Source organism: Nocardia sp. NPDC058176 (genome assembly GCF_042883805.1).
GTDB lineage: Bacteria > Actinomycetota > Actinomycetes > Mycobacteriales > Mycobacteriaceae > Nocardia.
This window is the reverse complement of sequence record NZ_JBHVVA010000002.1, coordinates 146333-171070: the sequence shown is the minus strand read 5'-3', so window position 1 is coordinate 171070 and position 24738 is coordinate 146333. Positions and strand designations below refer to the sequence as shown.

General features: G+C 68.8%; 23 protein-coding genes, 1 tRNA gene and 1 pseudogene. 13 read left to right on the top strand and 12 right to left on the bottom strand.

Going from position 1 to position 24738, the window contains the following annotated elements:
* The first annotated feature begins 143 nt into the window (after positions 1 to 143).
* Positions 144 to 1934, top strand: coding sequence for an ABC-F family ATP-binding cassette domain-containing protein (locus tag ACFVVM_RS13395; RefSeq protein ID WP_387617171.1), 1791 nt, complete (start codon positions 144 to 146; stop codon positions 1932 to 1934).
* Here ACFVVM_RS13395 and ACFVVM_RS13390 read toward each other — a convergent pair.
* Positions 1931 to 2773, bottom strand: a complete 843-nt coding sequence (locus tag ACFVVM_RS13390; protein WP_387617169.1) for an Abi-alpha family protein — start codon at positions 2771 to 2773, stop codon at positions 1931 to 1933. The genes ACFVVM_RS13395 and ACFVVM_RS13390 overlap by 4 nt on opposite strands.
* Positions 2764 to 4038, bottom strand: coding sequence for a hypothetical protein (locus ACFVVM_RS13385; RefSeq protein WP_387617168.1), 1275 nt, complete (start codon positions 4036 to 4038; stop codon positions 2764 to 2766). Before ACFVVM_RS13385 ends, ACFVVM_RS13390 begins: the two co-directional genes overlap by 10 nt.
* Positions 4039 to 4415: 377 nt before the next feature.
* Between ACFVVM_RS13385 and ACFVVM_RS13380 the strand changes: the two genes are divergently transcribed.
* Both ACFVVM_RS13380 and ACFVVM_RS13375 read left to right on the top strand, forming a co-directional pair.
* Positions 4416 to 5291: an Abi-alpha family protein gene (locus tag ACFVVM_RS13380; RefSeq protein WP_387617166.1), complete on the top strand. Its 876-nt coding sequence runs from the start codon at positions 4416 to 4418 to the stop codon at positions 5289 to 5291.
* 293 nt (positions 5292 to 5584) lie between these two features.
* Positions 5585 to 6106 (top strand): nuclear transport factor 2 family protein, encoded by a 522-nt coding sequence (locus ACFVVM_RS13375; protein ID WP_387619183.1) that lies wholly within the window; start codon positions 5585 to 5587, stop codon positions 6104 to 6106.
* 33 nt (positions 6107 to 6139) lie between these two features.
* On the opposite strand, the gene ACFVVM_RS13370 is transcribed toward ACFVVM_RS13375, so the two are convergent.
* Positions 6140 to 7834 carry a peptide chain release factor 3 gene (locus ACFVVM_RS13370; protein WP_387617164.1) on the bottom strand — a complete coding sequence of 565 codons (1695 nt, stop codon included), beginning with the start codon at positions 7832 to 7834 and terminating at the stop codon, positions 6140 to 6142.
* 234 nt (positions 7835 to 8068) lie between these two features.
* Between ACFVVM_RS13370 and ACFVVM_RS13365 the strand changes: the two genes are divergently transcribed.
* Positions 8069 to 8689 carry a 50S ribosomal protein L25/general stress protein Ctc gene (locus tag ACFVVM_RS13365; protein WP_387617162.1) on the top strand — a complete coding sequence of 207 codons (621 nt, stop codon included), beginning with the start codon at positions 8069 to 8071 and terminating at the stop codon, positions 8687 to 8689.
* A gap of 23 nt (positions 8690 to 8712) precedes the next feature.
* Complete coding sequence (gene pth / locus ACFVVM_RS13360; protein WP_387617160.1) at positions 8713 to 9291, top strand: aminoacyl-tRNA hydrolase; 579 nt, start codon at positions 8713 to 8715, stop codon at positions 9289 to 9291.
* 52 nt (positions 9292 to 9343) lie between these two features.
* On the opposite strand, the gene ACFVVM_RS13355 is transcribed toward pth, so the two are convergent.
* Both ACFVVM_RS13355 and ACFVVM_RS13350 read right to left on the bottom strand, forming a co-directional pair.
* Positions 9344 to 10987, bottom strand: a complete 1644-nt coding sequence (locus ACFVVM_RS13355; RefSeq protein WP_387617158.1) for a fatty acyl-AMP ligase — start codon at positions 10985 to 10987, stop codon at positions 9344 to 9346.
* A gap of 105 nt (positions 10988 to 11092) precedes the next feature.
* On the bottom strand, positions 11093 to 11653 hold the full coding sequence (locus ACFVVM_RS13350; RefSeq protein WP_387617156.1) for a lysophospholipid acyltransferase family protein: 561 nt from the start codon (positions 11651 to 11653) through the stop codon (positions 11093 to 11095).
* Between ACFVVM_RS13350 and ACFVVM_RS13345 the strand changes: the two genes are divergently transcribed.
* Entirely contained in the window at positions 11633 to 12097 is a 465-nt protein-coding gene (locus ACFVVM_RS13345; protein WP_387617154.1) for a TetR-like C-terminal domain-containing protein, read from the top strand. The two genes, ACFVVM_RS13350 and ACFVVM_RS13345, sit on opposite strands and share 21 nt — an antisense overlap.
* A gap of 6 nt (positions 12098 to 12103) precedes the next feature.
* Here ACFVVM_RS13345 and ACFVVM_RS13340 read toward each other — a convergent pair whose 3' ends face one another.
* Positions 12104 to 13288, bottom strand: a complete 1185-nt coding sequence (locus tag ACFVVM_RS13340) for an aminotransferase class V-fold PLP-dependent enzyme (RefSeq protein ID WP_387617152.1) — start codon at positions 13286 to 13288, stop codon at positions 12104 to 12106.
* Between the two features lie 155 nt (positions 13289 to 13443).
* On the opposite strand from ACFVVM_RS13340, the gene egtA reads away from it, so the two are divergent.
* From egtA to ACFVVM_RS13315, 5 genes and pseudogenes are all read left to right on the top strand, one after another.
* Positions 13444 to 14730 carry an ergothioneine biosynthesis glutamate--cysteine ligase EgtA gene (gene egtA / locus ACFVVM_RS13335; RefSeq protein ID WP_387617150.1) on the top strand — a complete coding sequence of 429 codons (1287 nt, stop codon included), beginning with the start codon at positions 13444 to 13446 and terminating at the stop codon, positions 14728 to 14730.
* Positions 14731 to 14836: 106 nt separating this feature from the next.
* On the top strand, positions 14837 to 16129 hold the full coding sequence (egtB, locus tag ACFVVM_RS13330) for an ergothioneine biosynthesis protein EgtB (RefSeq protein WP_387619180.1): 1293 nt from the start codon (positions 14837 to 14839) through the stop codon (positions 16127 to 16129).
* Positions 16129 to 16548: pseudogene (locus tag ACFVVM_RS13325) on the top strand (class II glutamine amidotransferase); the annotation flags it as partial. The gene egtB and the pseudogene ACFVVM_RS13325, both read left to right, overlap by 1 nt.
* A 620-nt stretch (positions 16549 to 17168) precedes the next feature.
* Positions 17169 to 18140, top strand: a complete 972-nt coding sequence (gene egtD, locus ACFVVM_RS13320) for an L-histidine N(alpha)-methyltransferase (protein ID WP_387617148.1) — start codon at positions 17169 to 17171, stop codon at positions 18138 to 18140.
* A 341-nt stretch (positions 18141 to 18481) separates the two neighbouring features.
* The gene (locus tag ACFVVM_RS13315; RefSeq protein WP_387617146.1) at positions 18482 to 18844 is read left to right on the top strand and encodes an MmpS family transport accessory protein; all 363 of its coding nucleotides are present in this window, start codon (positions 18482 to 18484) and stop codon (positions 18842 to 18844) included.
* Positions 18845 to 18862: 18 nt separating this feature from the next.
* Here the strand turns inward: ACFVVM_RS13315 and ACFVVM_RS13310 are convergent, their stop codons facing one another.
* The 6 genes from ACFVVM_RS13310 to ACFVVM_RS13285 form a co-directional block, all read right to left on the bottom strand.
* Positions 18863 to 19231, bottom strand: coding sequence for a hypothetical protein (locus ACFVVM_RS13310; RefSeq protein WP_387617144.1), 369 nt, complete (start codon positions 19229 to 19231; stop codon positions 18863 to 18865).
* A gap of 57 nt (positions 19232 to 19288) precedes the next feature.
* The gene (locus ACFVVM_RS13305; protein WP_387617142.1) at positions 19289 to 19933 is read right to left on the bottom strand and encodes a DUF2461 domain-containing protein; all 645 of its coding nucleotides are present in this window, start codon (positions 19931 to 19933) and stop codon (positions 19289 to 19291) included.
* The gene (locus ACFVVM_RS13300) at positions 19933 to 20469 is read right to left on the bottom strand and encodes a hypothetical protein (protein WP_387617140.1); all 537 of its coding nucleotides are present in this window, start codon (positions 20467 to 20469) and stop codon (positions 19933 to 19935) included. The genes ACFVVM_RS13305 and ACFVVM_RS13300 overlap by 1 nt, the downstream gene beginning before the upstream one ends.
* Before the next feature lie 103 nt (positions 20470 to 20572).
* Positions 20573 to 21553: a ribose-phosphate pyrophosphokinase gene (locus ACFVVM_RS13295; protein ID WP_379223888.1), complete on the bottom strand. Its 981-nt coding sequence runs from the start codon at positions 21551 to 21553 to the stop codon at positions 20573 to 20575.
* Positions 21550 to 23040 (bottom strand): bifunctional UDP-N-acetylglucosamine diphosphorylase/glucosamine-1-phosphate N-acetyltransferase GlmU, encoded by a 1491-nt coding sequence (glmU, locus tag ACFVVM_RS13290; RefSeq protein ID WP_387617137.1) that lies wholly within the window; start codon positions 23038 to 23040, stop codon positions 21550 to 21552. The genes ACFVVM_RS13295 and glmU overlap by 4 nt, the downstream gene beginning before the upstream one ends.
* A gap of 108 nt (positions 23041 to 23148) precedes the next feature.
* A tRNA-Gln gene (locus ACFVVM_RS13285) sits at positions 23149 to 23219 on the bottom strand.
* Positions 23220 to 23537: 318 nt separating this feature from the next.
* On the opposite strand from ACFVVM_RS13285, the gene ACFVVM_RS13280 reads away from it, so the two are divergent.
* Positions 23538 to 24176, top strand: a complete 639-nt coding sequence (locus ACFVVM_RS13280) for a TetR/AcrR family transcriptional regulator (RefSeq protein WP_387617135.1) — start codon at positions 23538 to 23540, stop codon at positions 24174 to 24176.
* 158 nt (positions 24177 to 24334) lie between these two features.
* Positions 24335 to 24738: TetR family transcriptional regulator (locus tag ACFVVM_RS13275; RefSeq protein WP_387617133.1), on the top strand; the 404-nt coding region annotated here is incomplete at its 3' end.

Here is a 24738-nt window from a genome sequence, read left to right as displayed (position 1 = left end):
TTCGTGACGAACGGTGTTCGATACGAACGACGTTAAGCGAACGGCGTTCGTCGCGCAAGACCGGCGCGGCCGGGGTGATGCCGACCGGGGTGGGTAGGCTCGCCAGGCCGGATAGTCACGCGGAAGGCGGGCGAGCAACACCTATGTCCAACCTGATCAACCTCGAACAGGTCTCCAAGAGTTTCGGCGTCAAGCCGCTGTTGGACGACGTCTCGCTCGGTGTGCACGCGGGGGAGCGGATCGGGGTGGTCGGTCTCAACGGTGGCGGCAAGACCACGCTGCTCGAAGTGCTGACCGGTCTGGAACCGCCCGACAGCGGCCGGGTGAGCCGGGTCGGCGGCCTGCGGATGGCCGTGGTGACCCAGCGCGGTGTGCTGCCCGAAGGCGCCACCATCGGCTCGATCGTGCTCGCCGGCCTGTCCGACGACCTGTCCACCGTCGACATCGCCGAACACGAGTGGGCCGCCGATTCGCGCATCCGCTCGGTGCTCGACGGCATCGGCATCGCCGACCTCGGCCTCGACACCCCCGTCACCAACCTCTCCGGTGGCGAGCGCCGCCGCGTCGCGCTGGCCGCCGCGCTGGTGCGCGACCTGGACCTGCTCGTGCTCGACGAGCCGACCAACCACCTCGACATCGAGGGCGTGCAGTGGCTGGCCGAGCACCTGGTGGCCCGCCGCACCGCGCTGATCGTGGTCACCCACGATCGCTGGTTCCTCGACACCGTGGCCACCCGCACCTGGGAGGTCGTCGGCGGCAAGGTGGAGACCTACGAGGGCGGCTACGGCGACTGGATCTACGCCCGCGCCGAGCGTGCCCGCCAGGCCGACGCCACCGAATCGCGGCGCGCCAACCTGGCCCGCAAGGAACTGGCCTGGCTGCGCCGCGGCGCCAAGGCCCGCACCTCCAAGCCGCGCTACCGCGTGGAGGCCGCCGAGGCGCTGATCGCCGATGTGCCGCCGCCGCGCGACTCGGTCTCGCTGGCCGCGTTCGCGCGCAAGCGGCTCGGGCGCGTGGTGATCGAACTCGAGGACGCCACCCTCACCACGCCGGACGGCCGGGTCCTGGTCGACGACCTCACCTGGCGACTCGCTCCCGGCGAGCGGGTGGGTCTGGTCGGCGTCAACGGCTCGGGCAAGACCACCCTGCTGCGCGCACTGGCCGGTGACGCCGAACCCGCCGCGGGCAAGCGCATCCAGGGCCAGACCGTGCAGATCGGCTGGCTGCGCCAGGAACTCGACGACCTGCCCACCGACATGCGCGTGCTGGAGGCCGTCCAGCAGATCGCGCAGCGCATCATGCTCGGCGACCGGGAGATCTCGGCAGGCCAGCTCGCCGAACGGCTCGGTTTCACCCCGGCCCGCCAGCGCACCCCGGTCGGCGACCTCTCCGGTGGCGAGCGCCGCCGCCTGCAGCTGACCCGCATCCTGATGGCCGAGCCGAACGTCCTGCTGCTCGACGAGCCGACCAACGACCTCGACATCGACACCCTGCAGCAGCTCGAGGACCTGCTCGACAACTGGGCGGGCACGCTGGTGGTCATCAGCCACGACCGCTACCTGGTCGAACGCATCTGTGACTCCACCTGGGCCCTGTTCGGCGATGCCAAGCTCACCAACCTGCCCGGCGGCATCGACCAGTACCTGACCAAGCGCGCCGCCCAGACCACCGCGACCAAGCCCGGCGCCGTGAAAGCCCCTGCCTCGACAACGGATTCGGCCGACCGCCGCGCCGCCCGCAAGGAACTCTCGCGCCTGGAACGCTCCATCGCCAAGCTCGACGACCGCGAACAGAAGCTGCACACCGCCCTCGCCGATGCCGCCACCGACCCGGACAAGCTGGTGAAACTCGGCGCCGAACTCAAAGCGGTCGTCGCCGAGAAGGAAGCGGCCGAAGAGCGCTGGATGGAACTGGCCGAACTGGCCGAGAACTAGGTCGCGGTTTCGCGCCCGTCGCTGATCACGACGGGCAAGCAGGTCTGCACGAAGTCGGCACCGAATTCGGTGAGCAGGATGCTGCGGTAGCTCACCTTGGTGCCGAAACCGCGCTTCATGGCGTCGCGCACCTGCTCCTGGGCCTCGATGAGCTGGTAGCGGTGCGGATTGCCGACCGGTTCGCGGGTGAACTCGATGAGTCCGAGCCTGCGCAGGTTGGGCAGGTACTTGGGCACGCGGTTGGGAAAGCGCAGGCCCGCGTGCTCGCCGAGCATGGTCAGCCCGCTGATCAGGCGTTCGCCGCCGAAGGCGCGCTGGCGGCCGGTGCGCACGTCGATCGAGGGCTGTGGCCCGTCGACGTGCAGGAAGCGCAGGATCCGGGCCTCGTCGGGGGTGATCTCGGCGAGGATGCCCGGATAGGCGGGGTGGGTGTCGGGCTGGGCGGCATGGGTGCTGGCGGACAGGCGCAGCAACTCGGCGCCCTGCTCACGCAGCGTCGGCATGCCGGGCTCGCGGTGGTGCTCGGCGGTGGGCGGCAGGCCGAGCGCGTGCCGGAGCCGGTCGCGCACTTCGGTTTCCGCTTCGGCGAGTACTTCGTTGGGCGGGGTGCCCGCCAGGCTGCCGCGCAGGACGGTGACGGTGACCCCGAGCGCGGTGTCGAGGGTCCACAGCGTCATTCCCGAGGCCGCGGTGAAGGCCACGCGCGCGACACCGGTCGCGGCGCGCACCGTGCGCACCGGTGACACGGGCAGCACGCCACGCTTGTCACCGGTGATCTCGAGCGGCGGTACCGACCGTCGCACCACCTCGGTGGACGGGGTCCCGTCGTCTACATCCATGTCGTCGCCACTCCTGTTCCGAAGACCAGGATGTGAGCGTATCCGGCGAGCAGCCCCAGCGCGCCGCCATGGACGAAAAGCAACCATTCGTCCTGTTTGATGGCCGAACGCAACATGTCCACGAAGTCGTGCGGGGAAAGCGCGGACATTTGCCGGGCGATGTATTCGTTGACCTGTTTGCCCTGCTGGACGTTGAATGCCGGGTCGGCGAAGGCCATCGGCGCGATCGTCATCGCCTCGGTGGTGAGCGTGGACTGCAGCGAGTCGTACTCGCGGCTGCCGAGCATGAATTTCACGGCGGGCCTGGCCGGGCCCAGCGCGCGGTCGGCGGCCGGGCGCAGGGTGTCCTCGAGCATCTGCAGGGTGCGGTCCGAGCGCGGGCCGTTGAGCAGTTCGTCGCCGATGTTGGCGACGGTGACGACCTCGGTCGACACCAGCGCCGCGTAGCCCGCGGTGATCTCGGGCTGGCGCTTGATCAGCAGACCCTGCCGCCAGGGGCACCACCACTTGGGCTCGGCGGGCGCGAAGATCATGTTGAGCCCGACCCAGTTGACCACCCAGCCGATGATGATCCCGCCGACCGGCAGCACGACCAGCGGCGAGAGCCCGGTGGTGTGCAGGGCGAGGACGAGCAGCAGACCGCAGGGCGCGCCGAAGTAGAAGCCGAAATTCTGCATGAAGCGCAGTTCCTTGGCGCCGAGCACCTGGAACAGCTGATTGAGCAGCTGGGGGCGCGCCTGGAAATAGCGGATCACCATCTGCTTCACGTCGAGCAGCTGATCGATATTGGCGCCGAGTTCGGCGGTGAGCTCGCGCAGGATCTCGGGCAGCTGCTGGCGCACGCGCTGATGGATCATTTCCCGGACCTGAACGGGCAGGTTGTACCAGAGCTGCGGATGCTCGCGGCGCAGGATCACCTCGACGATGTCGCGGATCTGCGCGTCGGCGACTTCGGCCAGATGTTCGGCCAGCTTCTCCGGATCGAGCTCGCGATAGAAATCGGAGACGCTGCCCAGTTTGGACAGTCCCTTGTCCACCGCGATGCTGGCCATCTTGTCCGCGCGGGAGGGAACGATGCCCTGCCAGCCGATCCGGCCGTCATAGCTGAGCAGCGGCAACACCTGAATGCGCTTGGGCAGAAAGGGGAACACCGAGCGCAGACCGGGCAGCCGGACACCATGGAATTTGATCGGCTGGAACAGCATCAAAATGCCGGTCCAGTTGGTGATGTAGCCGATGATTCCTGTGAAAAGCGGAATGGTCACAATTTCAAGCAGGAGCGTCGGGTGTAACCCGAACACACTCTCCAACACGACACCCTCCTGCCGATAACCCGGTGACCACCGCCTTCACCGGAACCCAAAATTAGCACCCCCGTGGCGAGGTGACCCTACTGTGAGGTGAGGAACTGGGGCCATTCGTCGTGCGCCAGGCCACAGGGTAGTGTCTGAGACATCAGTCACAGAACCTGTCCCGAATGCCGTACTCGCCCTGGCGAGTCGGAACAATGACCACCACCACAATTCGTGACAGGCCACAATCGACGCGAGCAGGGGCGCGCGTAGTCCGCACTGTGCCTGGAGCGTGGTCGGGCAATAATCTGTGGGCGATCCGTTCACATGGCGAGACTTCGGAGTAGGACGTGACAGACGACAGGACCGGACAGGACCTGGCCCGTGCCGGTACCCGCGCCGTCGAGCGCAGCTCGGATGTCGAGCAGCGACAGATCAGTAATGAAGCACGGCTGATCCGGGGCGTGTTCCGCGCCGCCGGGCTGGCTGCCGGAACCGCGGTGCGCGGCAGCCAGTGGGCTGTCGGCACCACCTACGAGGTGACCAAGGAACTGGCCCAGGCGGCGCTGGACGGTGAGTCCTCGGCCGATATCGCCGAGCGCACCGGCAACGCGCTGCGCTCCATCGCGCGCAGCGCGCTCGGCGTCACCGAGGGGTCGGTGCGCGAGATCGTCAGCTACGTGCCGACACCCAACGGGGCGAGCCAGCAGGCCGTCACCGTCGGCCCGTACCTGCGCTCGGCCAGCACCGACGACCTGCGCCGGCGCGGTGACGCGCTGCTGGCCCGGTCGGCCGATGTGTACTTCACCGAGGACGTGCACCCGGCCTACGACCGCATCCTCGACGAGATCGCGCCCGACGAGGCCCGCATCCTGCGGTTCATGGCCCTCAACGGCCCGCAGCCGGCGGTCGACGTGCGGACCAACCGTCCGCTGGGCATCGGCTCGGAGCTGGTCCAGGGCGACCTGACCTCGGTGCCCGAACAGGCGGGCGTGCGCTACCCGGACCGGGCGCGGTCCTACCTGATCAACCTCAACCGTCTCGGCCTGACGCTCACCTCCGACGACCCGGTGGTGCTGAGCCGCTACATGGTCCTGGAAGTGCAGCCCGTGGTGGAGACGGCCCTCAAGAAGGCGGGCCGCGCGCCGAAGATCGTGCGCAAGAGCCTGCGCCTGTCGGAGTTCGGCGAGGACTTCTGCCGGACCTGCTTCACGATCGGTAGCTGAGACAGCACGCGCCGACCGGGCCGGAGGTCACGCTCCGGTGTCGGCAGTGATAGCGATCTGATACAGATCGGGCAAGGTGCCCGTTTCGGTGGGATCGTGGAGGGATGGAGCAGGGGTCCGGATCCGCCAACGTGCGCGTCGACGAAACCGTCGCGCCCACCTGGGGTCCGCCTGCGCCGTTGCTGCCCGGAGCCGACGAACCGTTGGTCGCCGGGCCCGGCCCGGGGGAGGAACGGATGGCCGAGGCACCGTCCGAGGACGCGAGCGAGGACGAACAGCAGCCACGTCCGGTGGTGCGCCCGCCCGACGATCCCGACGACAGGGTGGCGATCAGCAGGCTCAAGTTCCGCTATCTGCGCACCCTCGACACCAAGTCCTGGGACGAGTTCGCCGACACGCTGATCCCCGAGGCCACCGCCACCTACAGCGAGTACCTGCAGTTCGAATCGCGCGAGGCGTTCCTGGCCTTCCTGCGCAACACCCTCGGACCGCACGTGATCACCGAGCATCGCTGCGACCACCCCGAGATCGATGTCGACGGTGACACCGCCACCGGCACCTGGTACCTGGCCGACACCGTGATCATCCCCGAGCACAACATGTGCCTACGTGGCGCGGCGTTCTACACCGACCGCTACGTCCGCTGCGACGACGGGCACTGGCGCATCGCGCACACCGGCTACGAGCGCACCTACGAGGTGGTGCTCTCGCTCAGCGACCTGCCGAGCCTGCGCCTGACCGCCAGTCGCTGGGGCATGATCGCCCAGGAGAACCACATCTCCTCGGTCGAGCGCAACCCCGGTCCGGCGGCCTGACCCGGTTTCGGGCCGACCCAGACAGCCCCGGCGTCAGTCCGCGGTGGCGACCAGCGGCTCGAGCGTGAGCTTCGGGTGCTCCTTCTCGATGTACTGCAACCGCCACTTGTCACTGAACAGCGCGAGGATCGCGCCGTCGGTGCGGGTGAACACCTCGACGCCGCGCTGGCGATCCAGCTCGGGCGCGGATTCGGCGTCGGTGCGCCGGGCCAGGGTGAAGGGCAGGAAGTCCAGCTGGGTCTCCACGTTGAACTCCGCCTGCATCCGGGCGGTGACCACCTCGAACTGCATCGGGCCGACCGCGGCCAGCACCGGCGAGGCGTCGCCGCGGGCGTCGTTGCGCAGCACCTGCACCACGCCCTCGGAATCGAGCTGGTCGATGGCCTTGCGGAACTGCTTGTACTTGCCCGCGCTCTGCGCGCGCAGCGTCGCGAAGTGCTCGGGGGCGAAGCTCGGGATCGGCGGGAACTCCACCTTCTTGTCCACGAACAGGGTGTGGCCGGGCGCGAGCGCGGTCGCGTTCACCAGACCGACCACGTCGCCCGGATAGGCGGTGTCGACGGTGGTGCGTTCGCGGCCGAACACGGTCAGCGCGTACTTGGTGGCGAACGGGCGACCGGTCTGCGCGTGGGTCACCACCATGCCGCGCTCGAACTCACCGGACACGATCCGCATGAACGCCAGCCGGTCGCGGTGGGCGGTGTCCATGCCCGCCTGCACCTTGAACACCACCGCGCTGAACGGGTCACCGGTCACCCGGTCCTTGCCTGCCACGTCGGCGCGCGCACCGGGCGCGGGCGCCAGGGACACCAGGGTCTCGAGCAGCTGGCGCACGCCGAAGTTCAGCATCGCCGAGGCGTAGATGACCGGCGAGGTCTGCCCGGCCAGGAACATCTCCTGATCGTGGTCCTGCCCGGTCGCCGAGAGCAGCTCGCTCTCCTCGGCGGCGGTGATCCACGGCTCGCCCTCGCGCGCCTCGGCCTCGGCCGGGGTCAGCGATTCCTCCGGGGCGATGGTCGCGCCACCGGCGGTGCGGGTGAAGTGGATGTACTCGTCGGCCGCGCCCTCGGGGCCGCGGCGCAGCAGGCCGCGGAAATCGCCCGCGATGCCGACCGGCAGGAACAGCGGGGTCGGCGTGAGGCCGATGCGCTCGCTGATCTCGTCGAGCAGTTCCAGCGGCGCCTGGCCGGGGCGGTCCCACTTGTTGATCACGGTGATCACCGGGATGCCGCGGTGGCGGCACACCTGGAACAGCTTCAGCGTCTGCGGTTCCAGGCCCTTGGCGGCGTCGATCAGCATGACCGCGGCGTCGACCGCGGTGAGCACGCGGTAGGTGTCCTCGGAGAAATCGGAGTGGCCGGGGGTGTCGACCAGGTTGATCACATTGTCGACATCGGACCCGGCCGCGCGGTAGTTGAACTGCAGCGCGGTCGAACTCACCGAGATGCCGCGCGCCTTCTCCATCTCCATCCAGTCCGACACGGTCGACTTGCGACCTGCCTTACCGTGGATCGCGCCCGCCTCGGAGATCATCCTGGCGTGCAGTGCCAGCGCCTCGGTCAGCGTCGACTTGCCCGCGTCGGGGTGCGAGATCACGGCGAACGTGCGGCGACGGGCCACCTCGGCGGGCAGTCCGCGTGGGGTGGGGGCGACGTTCTCTCCGGACTCGGACAACGCAGAACCTTTCGCAGTGGTCGGCAACCTATCCAGCCTAATCGTCGCGTCCATCGCCAGGTCGCTGGGGTGTTCCCGCAGACCCGGCCTGATTTCGGCGGGCGATACGGGTGCGGTATGGTGGTCAGGTTGTCTCGGCGAGGGTGAGCCCACGTGGTGCTCACCGTGATCGACGCGGCTCGGCTGTCTGGCCGTCCTCGTTCGTTCTTCGTCCGACGAGTAGACCCAGACCCCGGTGGATGGGTCGCCACATGACCAGCCCGGAAGAGCCGTAGGAGCGCATTCAGTATGTCCGACGTCAACCTGATCGAAGCCGCCGTTCGCACCGAATTCGGTAAGGGCGCTGCTCGCCGTACCCGTCGCGACGGCAACGTGCCCGCCGTGCTGTACGGCCACCACGCCGAGCCGCAGCACCTGGCGCTCGACGCCCGTGCCTTCGCCGCCATCCTGCGCGAGAACGGCACCAACGCCATCCTGAACCTCGTGGTCGACGGCAAGCAGCAGCTGGCGATGACCAAGTCGGTCGTGGTCCACCCGATCCGTCGCTACATCGAGCACGCCGACCTGCTGATCGTCAAGCGTGGCGAGCGCGTCGTCACCGACGTCAACGTCATCATCACCGGCGATGCCGCCTCCGGCACCCTGATCACCCAGGAGACCAGCGTCCTGTCGATCGAGGCCGACGCGCTGAAGCTGCCCGAGACCATCGAGATCTCGGTCGAGGGCGTCGAGCCCGGCACCCAGATCCTGGCCGGCACCATCGAGCTGCCCGAGGGCGTCACCCTCGCCGGCGACCCGGAGGCGCTGATCGTCAACGTGATCGCCGCGCCGTCCGCCTCGCAGCTCGACGACGAGGGCGAAGGCTCCGCCGACGCCGCGACCGCGGAGTCCGCGCCCGAGTCCGAGTGATTCGGTAGCGCTACGGTTCGGCGATGACCGAATCCTCCGGGCCCGCACTCGTGGTGGGGCTGGGTAATCCCGGCCCCGACTACGAGCGCACCCGCCACAATGTGGGCTTTCTGGTCGCCGATGTGCTCGCCGAGCGCGTCGGCGGCCGTTTTGCCGTGCACAAGAAGTCCGGCGCCGATCTGCTGCAGGCGCGACTGGACGGCCGCCAGATCCTGATCGCCAAGCCGCGCGCCTACATGAATCTGTCCGGTCGGCCGGTGGCCGCGCTGGCCAAGTTCTTCTCGGTGCCGCTCGACCAGGTGATCGTGGTGCACGACGAGCTGGATCTGCCGTTCGGGACGATCAAGCTCAAGCAGGGCGGCGGCGAAGGTGGGCACAACGGCCTGCGCTCGATCTCGCAGGCGCTGACCACCAAGGACTACCTGCGCACCAGGATCGGCATCGGCCGCCCGCCCGGCCGCCAGGACCCGGCCGACTATGTGCTCAAGCCGTTCGCGGCGCCGGAGCGCAAGGAGGTGCCGGTGATCGTGGAGCAGGCCGCCGACGCGGTGGAGCTGTTGCTGAAGGTCGGCCTGGAAGCCGCGCAGAACAACCTGCACTGACGCCAATTGTCGGCGCGCCGAGGGCAATCGACCTCGGCGCGCCGATCGCGTTTCAGCGCAGGTGTACCGCGGTCGCCGCGCGGCGGAGTTTGCCCGAGGAGGTCTTCGGGAGGGCTCCGGGGCCGAGGACCGCCACGGTGCGGGGGCGGGCGCCCACTTCGGCGAAGACCTCGTGGACGATCTCGCGCTCGATGCGTTTCACCTCGTCGGGTTCCTGGAAGTCGTTGGATTCCACGACCACCGCGAAGCTTTCGCGCTTCTCACCCGCGTCCAGACGCACCGCGACCGCGTTGCCGGGACGTACCCCGACGACCCGCAGGGCCGCGCGTTCGATGTCGGTGGGGTAGATGTTGCGCCCGCCCATGATGATGACGTCCTTCATCCGGCCGCACACCACGATCAGGCCCGCGTCGGTGAAGTAGCCGATGTCGCCGGTGTCGAGCCAGCCGTCCGCGTCCTGCGCCGGGCGGAAACCGTCGACGGTGACATAGCCGGAAGTCACGGCGGGCCCGCGCAATTCGATGACGCCGACCGTGCGCACCGGCAGCGGCTGCCGTTCGGTGTCGACGACGCGACCCTCCAGGTCGTCGACCAGGTGGCCCAGGGTCGGCAGCTTGCGCGGCGTGCCGTGGTGATCGTCCTCGGCGACCGGCACCGCCTTGCCGACCGCCTCGAGCAGATCGGCGTCGATCACGTCGAGTACCTGGCCCTGCCCTGGATCGGGGATGGACACGGCCAGCGTGGTCTCGGCCATGCCGTAGACGGGGGTGAGCGCGCTCGGATTGAGCCCGAACTGTTTTCCCGCCTCCGCGAGCGCGGTCATGGTGTCGGGGTCCACCGGTTCGGCGCCGTTCCACATGTAGCGCACGCTGGACAGATCCATGGTGCCCGGCTCGGCCTGCCGCAGCCGCCGCGCCAGCAGCGAGTACGCGAAATTCGGTGCGGCGGTGACGGTGCCGCGGTACTTGTCGATGAGCTCGGCCCACAGCAGTGGCCTGGCCAGGAAGTCGAGTGGGGTCACGCACACCACTTCGGCGCCGAATTGCATGGGCACGCTGAGGAATCCGACCATGCCCATGTCGTGGAACAGCGGCAGCCAGCTGATCATCACGTCGTCGTCGGTCTGGAACTTGACCCGGTTGAACATGGCGTAGGCGTTGACGTAGAAATTCCCGTGCGTGATCCGCACGGCCTTGGGCGAGCCGGTCGACCCGGAGGTCAACTGCTGCAGCGCGATATCGGACTCGGTGGTCGGCACCGGATCGGTGTCGGCGCCCTGGTGCAGGTCCTCGATGCGCACCACCGCGATACCGCGTTCGCGCAGTACCGGCTCGGCCGCCTCGAACGGCGCGCCGAGCACGACCGCCTTCGCCTCGATCATGGTCAGCACGGTCTCGGTGTCGCGCACCCAGACCGCGAGATCGGTACGCGGGGTGGGCTGATGCAGCATGGTGATCGAGGCGCCACGCATCCAGATGGCCTGGCAGGCCGGGGCGATGTCGACCGGCAGGCCGGCGAGCACGCCCACCGCATCGCCGTGGCCGATCCCGGCGGCGGCCAGACCACCCGCCATCCGCCGTGCGCTGCGATGGATCTCCCCCCAGGTCTGCCGCAACGGCACCCCCGGTTCCCCGGTGACCAGCCCCCGCGAGCTGGACAACGCTGTGGCAAACATTTCGTCGGTGAACCTGCTCAACGTCGGACTCCCTTTGCGCCAACGAACAGTTACGGCCGTGCTACCAACAATCCCGCCCCGCCCACCCGGTGTTAACCCCGATTGACACCCCAGTACCCCGGCCGATCAGCTCTCGACGGCAAAGGTGGCAGCGTAGCGGTCCACATATGGTCTACCCGATAACCTGGCAATTTCCCGCATCAGCAGGTCAGTTGCCACTCTGACCTGGGCCCGGTGTTCGGCGGCCGGATAGTGCCGCGCCGGTTGGACGCTGATGCGCACCTTGGTGAAACGCAACAGTTTCCGACCGCGCGGGTTCATTCGATCCGTCCCGTCCAACACCACCGGCACCACCGGCACCCCTGTTGCCATGGCAACGCGCAGCACCCCGGTCCGACCACGATAGACCCTGCCGTCGACCGACCGAGTCCCCTCCGGGTGAATTGCCCAGACACGCCCCGCATCGAGGATCTTCATCGCCGCCGCGAGCGCGTCGGCCGCGGCGTCCCCACCGGTCCGATCGACCGGCACCTGCCCGGCGGCGGTGAAGAACCACCGCTTGCACCGCCCCCGCAGCCCGGTCCCGGTGAAGTACTCCTGTTTGGCGAGGAAGGTGAGCCGCCGCGGGATCACCAGCGCGAGGTAGAGCGAGTCGATGACGGCGAGATGATTGGCCGCGATGATCACCGGTCCCGCCGCTGGTTCCCCACGCACGCCGCGCTACTCGCCGCGATCGCCGCGCGGGGCTTCGCGGACCTCAACGAGCGGTTCGCGCACTCGTCCGCGATCGACGATCCGCGCTCTCGGCTGTGCCGAATGGCCGGTGACTACGTGGAATTCGCGCTCGCCCGGCCGCAGATGTTCATGCTCATGTTCCGCCACGACCTGCTGGTGGGTTCCGGCGAGAACCTCCGGGCGACGACTCGTCCGCTGTACGGGCAGGTCGAGGCGCTGGTCGCCGCCGCGGGACCGGTGGCCGACGCTCCCGGCCGGGCCCTGTTGCTCTGGACCAATGTCCATGGCCTTGCGACGCTGGCGGCCAACCGCTCGCTCGATGTCATCGCACCAGGGGTGGACCCGCGTGAGCTCGTCGAGCGGGCGGTCGGCACCCATCTGGCACTGGGCGACTGATTCGGGTCAGCCTCGCCCGACGAGTTCGCCGAGCGCGGCGACGAACCGGTCGAGTTCGTCGGGGGCGACGAAGTAGTGCGGTGAGGCGCGGACGACGGCGGCCACGCCGCGCGCGGTCATGTCGAGCAGGGTGGAGCTCGCGTGACTCACCGTGACGGTCACCTCGCGCTCGGCGAGACCATCGCGCAGCCGCACCGGATCGTGGCCGTCGACGGTGAACGAGACGATGCCGCTGTGCTCGGTGCCGAGGTCGCGGACGGTGAGGCCGGGTAGCTCGGGCAGCGTCACACGCAGGTAGCGCGCCCGCTCGGCCACGGCGGCGTAGGCCTGGTCGGGACCGAGGGTCAGCAGGTAGTCGACCGCGGCGCCCAGGCCGAGGCGGGCGGCTACGTCGCATTCCCAGAACTCGAAGCGGCTCGCGTCCTCGGCCAAGCGGTATTCATCCGGACCCACCCACTGCGCGCTGTGCAGGTCTAGCCGGGCAGGTTCCATGGTGCGTGCCAATTCGGCACGGACGTAGAGGAATCCGGTGCCGCGTGGTCCGCGTAGCCATTTGCGCCCGGTGGCCGAGAGCGCGTCGACGCCGAGCGCGCCGACATCGATGGGCAGCTGACCGATCGACTGGCAGGCATCGAGCAGCACCAGCGCACCCACCGCGTGGGCGAGCCGGGTGACCTCGGCGACCGGATTCACCAGACCGCCGTTGGTCGGCGCGTGTTGCAGCGAGACCAGGCGGACGCGTTCGTCCAGCATCGCCGCGAAGGCCTCGGTGTCGATGCGGCCGGTGGCGTCGCTGGGGATGTGCTCGACCACCGCGCCGGTGTGCGCGGCCCGCTGCAGGGCCGCGATCGCGTTGCTGGCGTAGTCGGCGCCCGAGATCAGGATCCGGTCACCGGGACGTAGCGGTACGGAATAGGCGAAATCGGTCCATGACCGGGTCGCACTGTCACTCAGCGCGATGGTGTCGGGGGTGGCGCCGATCAGGGTGGCGATCGAGGTCTTGACCGCGGCCAGGTCGTCGAGACGTTCGTTTGCCGCCCGGTAGCCACCGACCTCGGCTTCGCGCCGCAGATGGGCGATGACGGTGTCGGTGACGACGCGGGGCGGCAGCGAGGAGCCCGCACTGTCGAGGAAGACCCGTCCGGTCGACAATCCTGCGGTGGCGGCCCTGATCGCGGCGAGATCCATCATGGCGACGACCCTAGCGCCAAGGATCGTTCCCCAATTCGTCACTTTTCCTGTCGGTGGGCGTCGCTACTCTGGATTGAACCGCGGATTCACCATCCACCGCGAGAGCACGACGAGCACGCAGGTTCCACGGCAGCACTCAGCACGCGGAGGTTGGCATGGCGGTCACATTGGAACGTTCGAAGTGGCCGGATTCGGCCACTGACCAGGGGGAACTTCAATCCAGGGCGGCCGCGGAGGCCTATGTCGGCGGGGTCTGTTTCAAGCTCGGGCCACCGGCGCTGATCGGCGCCGAACTGGAGTGGCTCACCACCGGGCCAGGCGGTTCGCGCCCCACGCTCGCGGATCTGGCCGCGGCTCTCGGAGTCCACGCTCCCACCGCCATCGCCCCGGCCTCGGTCGCGGCACCCCTGCCCGGCGGCAGCAGGGTGACCATCGAACCCGGTGGTCAGATAGAACTCTCCAGCGCCCCGTTCGCCGACCCGGCGGCGCTGAACCAGAATTTGCGCGCTGACGCGGCCCGTTTGCGGGACCTGCTCGCCGCCAGGGGGATCTCGATCATCTCCGCCGCCGCCGACGCGACCCGCCCCGCGGAACGCCTGCTCCGGCTACCCCGGTACGCGGCCATGGAACGCCACTTCGCCGGCGTCGGCCCGTTCGGCACCCTCATGATGTGCAATACCGCGGCCACCCAGGTCAGCGTCGACGCGGGCGCCGATCCCGCCGAGGTCCAGGCCCGCTGGACCGCCCTCTACGTCCTCGGGCCCGCCCTGATCGCCGCCTTCGCCTGCTCCCCGCGCCTCTACGGCGCCCCACAGGGGCAGTGGGCGTCCCAGCGCATGCGCACCTGGCTACGGCTCGATCCCGCGCGCACCAGGCCGCCGGTGGCCGACTGGGCCGACCCGATCGGCGCCTACGCGCACTGGGCGCTCGACGTGCCGCTGCTGTGCCTGCGGTGCACCGAGTCCGACGCCGACTGGTCGCCCCCACCGGGCGCCACCTTCGCCGACTGGCTCTCCGGCGCCCTCGACGACGAGGTGGGCCGCAGGCCGGGCCGCGCCGACCTCGACTACCACCTGACCACCCTGTTCCCACCGGTGCGCGCCTCGGGCCACCTCGAGGTGCGCTACCTCGACGCCCAGCCCGGTGACAGCTGGACCACCCCCATCCACCTGTTCGACGCGCTGCTGTCGGCACCGGCGGTGGTCGCCGAGGCGACCGCGCTGGCCACACCCGTCGCGGGGGAGTGGCACACGGCGGGCCGCCACGCCCTGCACGATCGGGAGCTGCGCCGCACCGCCGCCGACCTGTTCGACCTGGCGGCCGCGCACGCCCGATCCGGCCACGCCGCAACGGAATTGGCCGCCGCGGCCCGCCGATGTCGCGCCGGTCGCAGTCCGCTCGCCGAATCGGGGCCGGTGCGCAACGGGTCGGGAGGATCGTGATGATCCGCTCCGCCGCCGTTGTCCACCGGCCCGATGTCGTTGTCGCCCCTTCACTTCCGGAGTTCGTCTCGTGACTGTTCCCGCCACCCACATCGACCGCGACCGGATGCGCGCCAGGATCGCCGAGGTGCTCGAGCGCGCCCGCCTGCGCACCGTGTCGCTCACCGACGCTGTCGACGAAGCCGATCTGCTCGCCCAGCATTCGCCGCTGATGAGTCCGCTGGTCTGGGACCTCGCTCATATCGGCAATCAGGAAGAACTGTGGCTGGTCCGCGATGTCGGCGGGCGCGAGGCGGTGCGCGCCGACATCGACGAGCTCTACGACGCGTTCAAACACGCCCGCGTCAACCGTCCGGCCCTGCCGCTGCTCGATCCCGCACAGGCGCGCGGCTATGTCGGCACGGTGCGCGAGAAGGTCCTCGACGTGCTCGGCACCAGCCAGTTGTCCGGTAATCCCTTGGTCGACAACGGTTTCGCCTTCGGGATGATCGCCCAGCACGAACAGCAGCACGACGAGACCATGCTCGCCACCCACCAGCTGCGCGTCGGCGCACCGGTGCTGTCGGCGCCACCCGCGCCCGCCGCGCAGGTGCCCGCCGACGGTGAAGTGATCGTTCCCGCAGGGGAATTCCTGATGGGCACCTCCGCCGACCCCTGGGCACTGGACAACGAGCGCCCCGCCCATCCGGTGCACGTGCCCGCGTTCGCCATCGACGTCGCGCCGGTGACCAACGAGCAGTACCTCGCCTTCGTCACCGACGGCGGCTACGACCGGCCCGAACTGTGGTCGCCGCACGGGTGGGCGCACCGGCAGGAGGCGGGGCTGGTCGCGCCGCAGTTCTGGGAACGCGACGGCGACCGGTGGACCCGTACCGCTTTCGGCGTCCGCGCCCCGCTGCGTCCCCGCCAGCCCGTGGTGCACGTGTGCTGGTTCGAGGCCGAGGCGTACGCCCGCTGGGCGGGCAAACGGTTGCCGACCGAAGCCGAGTGGGAGAAGGCCGCCCGGTTCGACCCGGCCACCGGCGCCTCCCGGCGCTATCCGTGGGGCGAGGACGCACCGGACGAGCGCACCGCCAATCTCGGTCAGCGCCACCTCGAACCGGCCGAGATCGGCGCCTACCCGGCGGGCGCCTCGGCGACCGGCGTGCACCAGCTCATCGGCGACGTGTGGGAGTGGTGCTCCTCGGGTTTCGAGGCGTACCCGGGCTTCCGGGCGTTCCCGTACCGGGAGTACTCGGAGGTCTTCTTCGGCGGTGACTACCGGATCCTGCGCGGCGGCTCCTTCGGCACCGACGAGGTCGCCTGCCGCGGCACCTTCCGCAACTGGGACCACCCGATCCGCAGGCAGATCTTCGCCGGTTTCCGGCTGGCGAGGGACCTGCGCGAGGACGAACGCTGATGTGCCGACATCTCGGCTACGTCGGCCCGCCCGTGAGCGTCGGCGAACTCGTGCTGCGCGGACCACATTCGCTGTTCGTCCAGTCTTGGGCACCGGCGGACATGCGCGCCGGCGGCACGATCAACGCCGACGGCTTCGGCGTCGCCTGGTGGCGCCGGGCCGAGGTGGGTCCGGGCGGTGCCCGCGCGGCCGTCACCCGCTACCGCAACTCCGCCCCCATCTGGACCGACCCCGCGGTCGCCGAGGTTCTCGGCCAGCTGGAATCGCGATCGGTACTGGCCGCGGTCCGGTCGGCAACGGTCGGCATGCCGGTCGAACGCGCCGCCTGCGCACCCTTCATCGACGAACACTGGGCATTCAGCCACAACGGCGTCGTCCCGGATTGGCGGCCGACCCTGCTGGCGGTCCTCGCCGACCTGAACGCCTTGTTCGGTGCCGGGTCGCCGAACATCAACGGCGCCAAGCCGACTGGGTCGTTGGGAGTTGACGGACCCACACCGACCGAGTCGTCAGGGGTCGGCGGTGCCGCACCGGTCCGGCTGCCAGGGATCGGCGGTGCCAACGTGACCGGGTCGTCGGGAATCGGCGGTGCCGAGCCGGCCGAGTCGTGGGCCGGCGGCGGTGTCCCGGCTGCCGGGTTGCCGGGGGTGGCGAGTACTGCGGCTCTGCTCGAAGCCGAGGCGCTCACCGATTCCGCCGTGCTCTGGGTTCTCCTGCGCGGCCTGCTCGCTGCGATCGAGCCCGATGGTCCCGTCACCTCCCCGGCCGACGCACTGCGCCTGCTCGTCACGACAGTGCTGCGGCATCAGCCTGCCGCGCGCCTGAACCTGCTGCTGAGCGACGGTGACCAGCTGTGGGCCACCACCTGCTGGCACGCGCTGTCGGTGCTCGTCGCCGACGACTACACCGTGCTGTCCTCCGAACCGTACGACGACGACCCGCGATGGCAGCCGATCGCCGATCACCAGCTGGTGACCGCGACACCGGGCCACTGCGACATCACCGCTCTCGAACTTCCCGCCACCGAAAGGGTCCGTTCATGACCGCGCCGCTGCTGGACATCCACCTCACCGACGACGATCTCACCACGGCCTTGCGCACCGACGCCCGCACCGGCCTCACCGCCACACCGAAGTCGTTGCCGCCCAAATGGTTCTACGACGCACGCGGCAGCGAACTGTTCGAGCGCATCACCGAACTGCCCGAGTACTACCCCACCCGCACCGAACGGGCCCTGCTGGCGAGTGTCGTCGGCGAGATCGCCGCCGCGGCGCATCCCGAGGTGCTGGTGGAGCTGGGTTCTGGCTCGGCGGCCAAGACCCGCCTGCTGCTGGACGCGCTCACTGCCGAGGGCTCGCTGAAAACCTATGTCCCCCAGGATGTCTCGGCGTCCGCGCTGCGTGGTGCCGCCACCGAGATCGCCGTCGAGTACCCGAATCTGGCGGTGCACGGCGTCGTCAGCGACTTCACCGACACCCTGCACAACCTGCCCCGCGGCGGTCGCCGCATGATCGCCTTCCTCGGCGGCACCATCGGCAACCTGGTCCCCGCCGAGCGCGCCGAGTTCCTGGCAGGCATCAACGAGGTACTCGAACCCGGCGAACTCCTCCTGCTCGGCGCGGGCCTGGTCATCGACCCGGCGATCCTGGTCCCCGCCTACGACGACGCCGCCGGCGTCACCGCCGAGTTCAACCGCAACGTCCTGCACGTCCTCAACCACCGCCTCGGCGCCGACTTCACCCCCGACAAGTTCGACCACATCGCCGTCTGGGACCCCGACAACGAGTGGATCGAGATGCGCCTACGCGCCACCGAACCCATGACCGCCACCATCACCGACCTCGACCTCACCATCGACTTCGCCGCCGGCGAACAGATGCGCACCGAGATCTCCGCCAAATTCCGCCCCGAAGGCCTCCGCACCGAACTCGCCACCGCCGGCTTCACCCCCACCCACACCTGGACCGACCCGGACACCCGCTTCGCCCTCTTTCTCGCTGAGCGCCGGTGATCAAACCGTGCTGCGAGCTCTCTTTCCAGGTGTATAGACGGGCAATACCATGATCGACATGTGACCCAGCTCACACCCCGTTGGTGCGGGCTGCGACGTCGCCGAGCAAAGGAGCTCACATGCCGGATCAGCCTGGTCAGCAGCCCCCGGAATGGTCACCGCAGCCACACGGTCAGCAGCCACCTGGCGGTCAGCCATATGGTCAGCAGCCGCCGGGCTGGCAGCCACCTGGTGGGCAGCAGTACGGGCAGGGCGGATATCCGCAAGGAGGGTTCCCACCTGTCGGATATCCGCCGCCCAAGAAGCGCAAGGTCTGGCCGTGGGTTCTCGGCGGAATCGCCGTGCTGATCCTCGTCTTCTTCGCTGCCTGTATCGCGTTGTTCGGGACCGTGGCGAACGAGATCGACAAGGAAGTGAACCGTCAGGTCCGCGTCACCTACCAGGTCGACGGGACCGGTCAAGCCAGCTCGATCACGTACTCCGGGAGCAATTTGGATATCGCGCAGGACACCGATGTCACCTTGCCCTGGACGAAGGACGTGACCGTCGAGGGATTCATCAAGTCGGTCACGCTGACGGTTTCGGCGGGGTCCGAGGGCGGCCAGATCACGTGCCGAATTCTCGCCGACGACAAGGTGATCGCCGAGCAGACCGCGAGCGGCCCGTTTGCCAGCGCGACATGTAGTGGAGATGCCGGAAACTAGAGGCGCGCCGGAAGTGACCTAGAGGTCGAGTTCGTCGGCGAGGTCTTCGCCGTCGATGCGGTCCTCGTCGCCCTCCAGGTCGCGTTCGGCCTGCGTTCCGGTCACCGAGTCCTCGTAGAGGTCGCCGTCGATGCCGTCCTCGCCGACCACGCGGACGGCGCTGACCTCGGCGGGGCGTTCGTCCTCGGCGAGCGCCTCGCGGGCGGCGCCGCGGGCGGTCCACTCCTCGGCGACCTCCTCGTCGATGCCGAGGAAGCCGTCGTCGTCGGCCTCGTGGTTGCGGATCACGTGGTCCGCGGGTGGGTCCTCGACGTAGCGCTCGTATTCGACGATGTCGTCGGCCTGATCGTCATCGCCCATGTCCATGTCCAGCGGTTCACGGCTCATACCCCCAGTATCTGCCTGCCGCGCACGTGCGTCACGGGACACGCCCCGGACCGCCGGTCAGTCGGTGATGCCCTCGAACACCGCGGTGAACCATTCGACCAGCGGGCGCAGGTCGTTCCACGCGCGGCGCACCTCGGCGACGGTGGCGGGGGTGTCGAGCCACTCCGGCGCGCCGAAGTCGCGGTGGGCGGTGAGCGTCTTGTGCCGCAGCAGCTCGATGCGGGGGTGGTCGATGGAGTAGCCCTTGGGCTTGGTCTTGAGCTTGTCGCCGCCGATGGTGAAACCCGCCGCGGTGGTGGCGGCCAGAACCTGCTCGAGTTCGCCGCCGCGCACCTCGTCGTCGATGGTGGCGCGCAGGGTGGCCAGGGCCGTCGGCGACATCATGTAGCAGCCACCGGCCACGAACAGCCCGCCCGCCCCGATCTGCACGTACCAGCCGACGCCCGGCGCGGTGCCCGCGACAGCGCCCTGATGGGTCTTGTAGGGCGTCTTGTCCGCGGAGAACCGCACGTCACGGTAGGGCCGGAAGATCTTGGCCTGCCCGAACTCCTCGGCCAGTTCGGCGGCGAGCGCGGCCATCGGCGCGCGCACCGCCTCGTCGTAGGTCTGCTTGCGCGCGGCCCAGAACGTCTTCGAGTTGTCGGCCTCGAGATCTTCGTAGAAGTCGAGCCCGGCCAGCGGGAACCCGGTGAACCCGGCCATCAGGCACTGCCGATCAGGACGAACAGCAGCACGATGACGAACGCCGCGAGCGCCGCGACCACCCCGTTCGCGATCGCGGCCCACTTGCCCATCTGCTCACCCTTGCTGTGCCCGACGATCCCGAGCACGATCCCGGTCGGCGCGGTGACCAGCACCGGCAACCCACACAGCATCGCGCCACCGAGCACCGACGCGGCGACACAGCAGAAACTGAGGATCGACCAGATCGGCGTGCTGTCGACATACCCGTACCGCGGCGGCAACTGCTGCGGCGGATAGGGCGGTGGTACGGGAAACCGGGGCGCGCCGTACGCCCCCGGCGACGCGTAGCCCGGCGCGGGAAACACCGGCCCCGGCGGCGGCGGTGGATACGGCGGCAACTCCGCGGGCGGCGTCGCGTGCTCGATCCCGGCCCACGGCAGCTCGGACGACGCGGCGGGCGCGGGCGGCGGCGCGATCATCGTCGGCTCCGCCGCGTCCTGCACCCGAGGCGCGTCCTTACCCAGTTCGACCCGCCGCTCCGGCTCGGTCCCCATCCTGTCCCCCCTCGAATCGCTGGACTCCATGACTACCACGCATCGGTGACAGGAACCAGAAACGGCCCCCCGGCGACGCCAGGGGGCCGTTCATGCGGCTATTTCAAGCGTTGCCGTTGAAAAGTCCCGTGACGGAACCGTTCTCGAAGACCTCGCGAATGGTGCGGGCCAGCAGCGGCGCGATCGACAGCACGGTCAGCGTCGGGAACTTCTTGTCCTCGCTGATCGGCAGCGTGTTGGTGATGACGACTTCCTTGGCACCACAGTTGGCCAGCCGCTCGGCGGCCGGATCGCTCAGCACACCGTGCGTGGCCGCGATGATGACATCGCCCGCCCCGGCTTCCTTGAGCACCTTCACCGCACCCGCGATCGTGCCACCGGTGTCGATCATGTCGTCGATCAGCACGCAGGTGCGACCCTCGACGTCACCGACGACGCGGTTGGACTTCACCTGGTTGGGCACCAGCGGATCGCGGGTCTTGTGGATGAACGCCAGCGGCGTGCCGCCCAGCGCGTCGGCCCACTTCTCGGCGACCTTGACGCGGCCCGCGTCGGGGGAGACCACGGCCAGGTTGTCGGACGGGTAGTTGGTGCGGATGTAGTCCGAGAGCTGCACCAGCGCGTGCATGTGATCGACGGGGCCGTCGAAGAAGCCCTGGATCTGGTCGGTGTGCAGATCGACGCTGATGATGCGGTCGGCGCCCGCGGTCTTGAGCAGGTCGGCGACGAGGCGGGCCGAGATCGGCTCGCGGCCGCGGTGCTTCTTGTCCTGGCGGGCGTAGGGGTAGAACGGCAGCACCGCGGTGATCCGCTTGGCCGAACCGCGCTTGAGCGCGTCGATCATGATGAGCTGTTCCATCAGCCACTGGTTCAGCGGCGCCGGGAAGCTCTGCAGCACGAAGGCGTCGGAACCGCGCACCGACTCCTCGAACCGGACGAAGATCTCGCCGTTGGCGAAGTCACGCGCGGTCTGCGGGGTGATGTCGACGTCCAGTTCCTTGGCGACCTGCTCGGCAAGCTCAGGATGTGACCGGCCTGCGAAGAGCATCAAGTTCTTCTGGTTGTCGATCGAGAACGCGGTCACTGCTGGTTGCCATCCTTTTGCTCGATTGCCTTGTTCGACGTCTCGTCTGCCGCGATGGCTTCCGCCGCCGCGCGCGCCGCAGCGGTTCCTGGACGGTAGCGCTGCACCCAGTTCTCAATGATGCGCTGTGGCCCACCCGACACGGCCAGTGCCCCCGGTGGAACGCTTCTGCGCAGTACAGTACCCGCACCCGTATACGCCCCGTCACCCACCGTTACCGGAGCGATGAACATGGTGTCGCTTCCCGTTCGCACATGCGAACCGACCACCGTGTGGTGCTTGTTCACCCCGTCATAGTTGACGAAAACGCTGGAAGCGCCGATGTTGCTGTACTCGCCGATCGTCGCGTCACCGACATAGGTCAGATGCGGCACCTTCGAGTGCGCGCCGATCGAGGCGTTCTTGGTCTCGACGAAGGCGCCGAGCTTGCCCTCCTCGCCGACGACGGTGCCCGGCCGCAGGTAGCTGAACGGCCCGATGGTCGCGCCGTCGCCGATCTCGGCGCGCTCGCCGTGGGTGCGGATCACGCTGGCGCCGACGCCGACGACGACATCGGTGAGCGTGGTGTCCGGCCCGATCTCGGCGTCCTCGCCGATGTGGGTCTCGCCGAAGAGCTGGGTGCCCGGCCGCAGCACGACGTCGCGGCCGATCCGCACACTCGCGTCGATCCAGGTGGTGGCCGGATCGATGACGGTCACCCCGGCGCGCATGTGCCGTTCGAGGATGTAGCGGTTCAGCGTGGCGCCCGCCTGCGACAGCTGCACCCGGTCGTTGACGCCGGTGACCTTGTTCTGGTCGACCAGCCGGGCGCCGTGCACGGGATGCCCGGCCTCACGGGCCAGCCGCAGCACATCGGTGAGATAGAGCTCGTGCTGGGCGTTGGCGGTGGACAGGCGTCCGATCATCGTGCGCAGCACGGAGGCGTCGAAGGCGTAGACGCCGGAGTTGACCTCTTTGATCTTGGCCTGGGCCGGAGTGGCGTCGGCGTGCTCGACGATCTCGGCGACCTGGCCGTCCTCGTCGCGCACGATCCGGCCGTAGCCGTTGGCGTCGTCGGGGACGAAGGTCAGCACGGTGACCGCGGGCCGCTCGGCGTAGCTGCGGTGCTCGTCGAGCAGCGCGGAGAGGGTGTGCCCGTCGAGCAGCGGCACATCGGCGGTGGTGACGAGCAGATCGCCGGTGAAGTCCGTCGCGATCGCGTCGAGCGCGCACTGCACGGCATGGCCGGTGCCGAGCTGCTGTTCCTGCACCGTGGAGACGATCTCGCGGCCGAGTTCCTTGCCGACCTCGGCGACGGCGGCGCCGACCTTGTCCCGGTCGTGGCCGACCACGGTGATCAGGTAGGTCGGATCGATCTCCGCGCCGGCGTGCAAGGCGTGCGAGAGCATCGATCTCCCGGCCACCGGATGCAACACTTTCGGCGTCTTCGACCGCATTCGCGTCCCGGCCCCTGCTGCGAGAACGACGACGGCGGTCTGCGGTGGCATGGATCTCCCTCGGCTGCCTGTCAGCGAAGCGTGCTGTGGCGGGTTCGGTCGGTCGGTGATGGTGCGGGCCGACGATACGTCACTGTGTGTCCGTGTGGTGTCCGTGTGCTCCGCCGCCAGGACTCGAACCTGAACTATCTGAACCAAAATCAGAGGTGCTGCCATTACACTACGGCGGATCGCCACACCAGTGGGCCGTCAGAGCCCACCACTGTGCTACGGCACGGCCATGATCCTCGCATAGTTCCCGCCTCTCCGGAAATCTTGGCCAGACCTGGGTGCGGGGTGTGTTGGGGACGCGGCAAGCTTCGGGAGTGTGGTGGGTGAGCCCGTTCCCGGTGAGTTACCCATGTGCTCACGAAATCAGTTGTCACGGCGGTCTGCCGGGGTGGGTCCGCCGTTGTGCGGCGCGGTCTGAGACAGTTGTGGGAGTGTCTGTCGGGCGGTAGGAGAGGCGGAATCTGGTGAGTGAGCCGGGTCGGGTCGCTAGGCCGAGGATGACGGGTACCCAGCGGCGGCAGCAGTTGATCGAGATCGGTCGCGCGTTGTTCGCCGAGCGGGGGTATGACGCGACATCGATCGAGGAGATCGCGCAGCGGGCGCAGGTGTCCAAGCCGGTGGTCTACGAGCACTTCGGCGGCAAGGAGGGGCTCTACGCGGTGGTGGTCGATCGCGAGATGTCGATGCTGCTGGACATGATCACCTCCTCGCTGACCCAGAACCGCTCCCGGGTCCGGCTCGAGCAGGTCGCGCTGGCCCTGCTCACCTATATCGAGGAGCGCACCGACGGCTTCCGGATCCTGGTCCGCGACCAGCCCGCACCCAATACCGACGGCCGTTACTCGAGCCTGCTCAACGAGGCGGTCAACCAGGTGGCCCATCTCCTCGCGGGAGATTTCGGTCGCCGCGATCTCGATCCCAGCCTCGCTCCGCTCTACGCGCAGGCGCTCGTCGGCATGGTCTCGACCGCGGCGACCTGGTGGCTCGACGAGCGCACGCCACCGAAAGAAGTGGTCGCGGCCCATCTGGTCAATCTGTGCTGGAATGGATTGAGCCACTTGGAAGCCGAACCCGGGCTCAGCTCCGAATGGAATACGGAGACCGCGCCGACCGGTGGTGGGGTAACCGGACGATAGCGCCCGCTGGTGACGAATCCAGGATTCGGCTGCCGGGTAGCCGCCTGGTGGTACGGTTCACCCATCCTTTTGGGTGCTGCCGGGCGGTATGTCGATCAAATTTCTTCGATGTCGGTCTACTTCAGGATGGCTGGATTATTGGATGACAGGCGGATCTGATGGCTAGGCAAGCGCGCGCGGAGATCACCCGCGACTCCGTCCTTGCTGGCGCTGCCGATGTCTTTCTCCGTTTGGGCTACGCCAACGCGAGCCTCAGCGAAATCATCGCGCAGTCCAATGTGACCAAGGGCGCCTTGTACTTTCACTTCGGCTCCAAGGAGGAGCTGGCCAGGGCGGTGGTCGATCAGGGCAACGAGCGCCTGATCGGTTCCTGTCAGGGTTTCTTCGATTCCCGGGTGCCCGCGCTGGAGGCCTGCATCGGCATCACCTACGTGGTGGCCGACCTGTCGATGAACGATCCGATGGACGGGGCGATGCTCAAGCTCACCCACCAGATCGGTGACTATCGCGGCGCGCAGGGCGACAACATCGCCAAGACCTGGTCGGAGACCTACCGGGTGCT

Bases quoted from the DNA above. Each gene is read 5' to 3' on its own strand.
- ACFVVM_RS13395 (WP_387617171.1), top strand. From the start codon at position 144: ATGTCCAACCTGATCAACCTCGAACAGGTCTCCAAGAGTTTCGGCGTC.
- ACFVVM_RS13390 (WP_387617169.1), bottom strand. From the start codon at position 2,773: ATGGATGTAGACGACGGGACCCCGTCCACCGAGGTGGTGCGACGGTCG.
- ACFVVM_RS13370 (WP_387617164.1), bottom strand. From the start codon at position 7,834: ATGGACGCGACGATTAGGCTGGATAGGTTGCCGACCACTGCGAAAGGT.
- ACFVVM_RS13365 (WP_387617162.1), top strand. From the start codon at position 8,069: ATGTCCGACGTCAACCTGATCGAAGCCGCCGTTCGCACCGAATTCGGT.
- pth (WP_387617160.1), top strand. From the start codon at position 8,713: ATGACCGAATCCTCCGGGCCCGCACTCGTGGTGGGGCTGGGTAATCCC.
- ACFVVM_RS13345 (WP_387617154.1), top strand. From the start codon at position 11,633: ATGATTGGCCGCGATGATCACCGGTCCCGCCGCTGGTTCCCCACGCAC.
- ACFVVM_RS13340 (WP_387617152.1), bottom strand. From the start codon at position 13,288: ATGATGGATCTCGCCGCGATCAGGGCCGCCACCGCAGGATTGTCGACC.
- egtA (WP_387617150.1), top strand. From the start codon at position 13,444: ATGGCGGTCACATTGGAACGTTCGAAGTGGCCGGATTCGGCCACTGAC.
- egtB (WP_387619180.1), top strand. From the start codon at position 14,837: ATGCGCGCCAGGATCGCCGAGGTGCTCGAGCGCGCCCGCCTGCGCACC.
- egtD (WP_387617148.1), top strand. From the start codon at position 17,169: ATGACCGCGCCGCTGCTGGACATCCACCTCACCGACGACGATCTCACC.
- ACFVVM_RS13310 (WP_387617144.1), bottom strand. From the start codon at position 19,231: ATGAGCCGTGAACCGCTGGACATGGACATGGGCGATGACGATCAGGCC.
- ACFVVM_RS13305 (WP_387617142.1), bottom strand. From the start codon at position 19,933: ATGGCCGGGTTCACCGGGTTCCCGCTGGCCGGGCTCGACTTCTACGAA.
- ACFVVM_RS13300 (WP_387617140.1), bottom strand. From the start codon at position 20,469: ATGGGGACCGAGCCGGAGCGGCGGGTCGAACTGGGTAAGGACGCGCCT.
- glmU (WP_387617137.1), bottom strand. From the start codon at position 23,040: ATGCCACCGCAGACCGCCGTCGTCGTTCTCGCAGCAGGGGCCGGGACG.
- ACFVVM_RS13280 (WP_387617135.1), top strand. From the start codon at position 23,538: ATGACGGGTACCCAGCGGCGGCAGCAGTTGATCGAGATCGGTCGCGCG.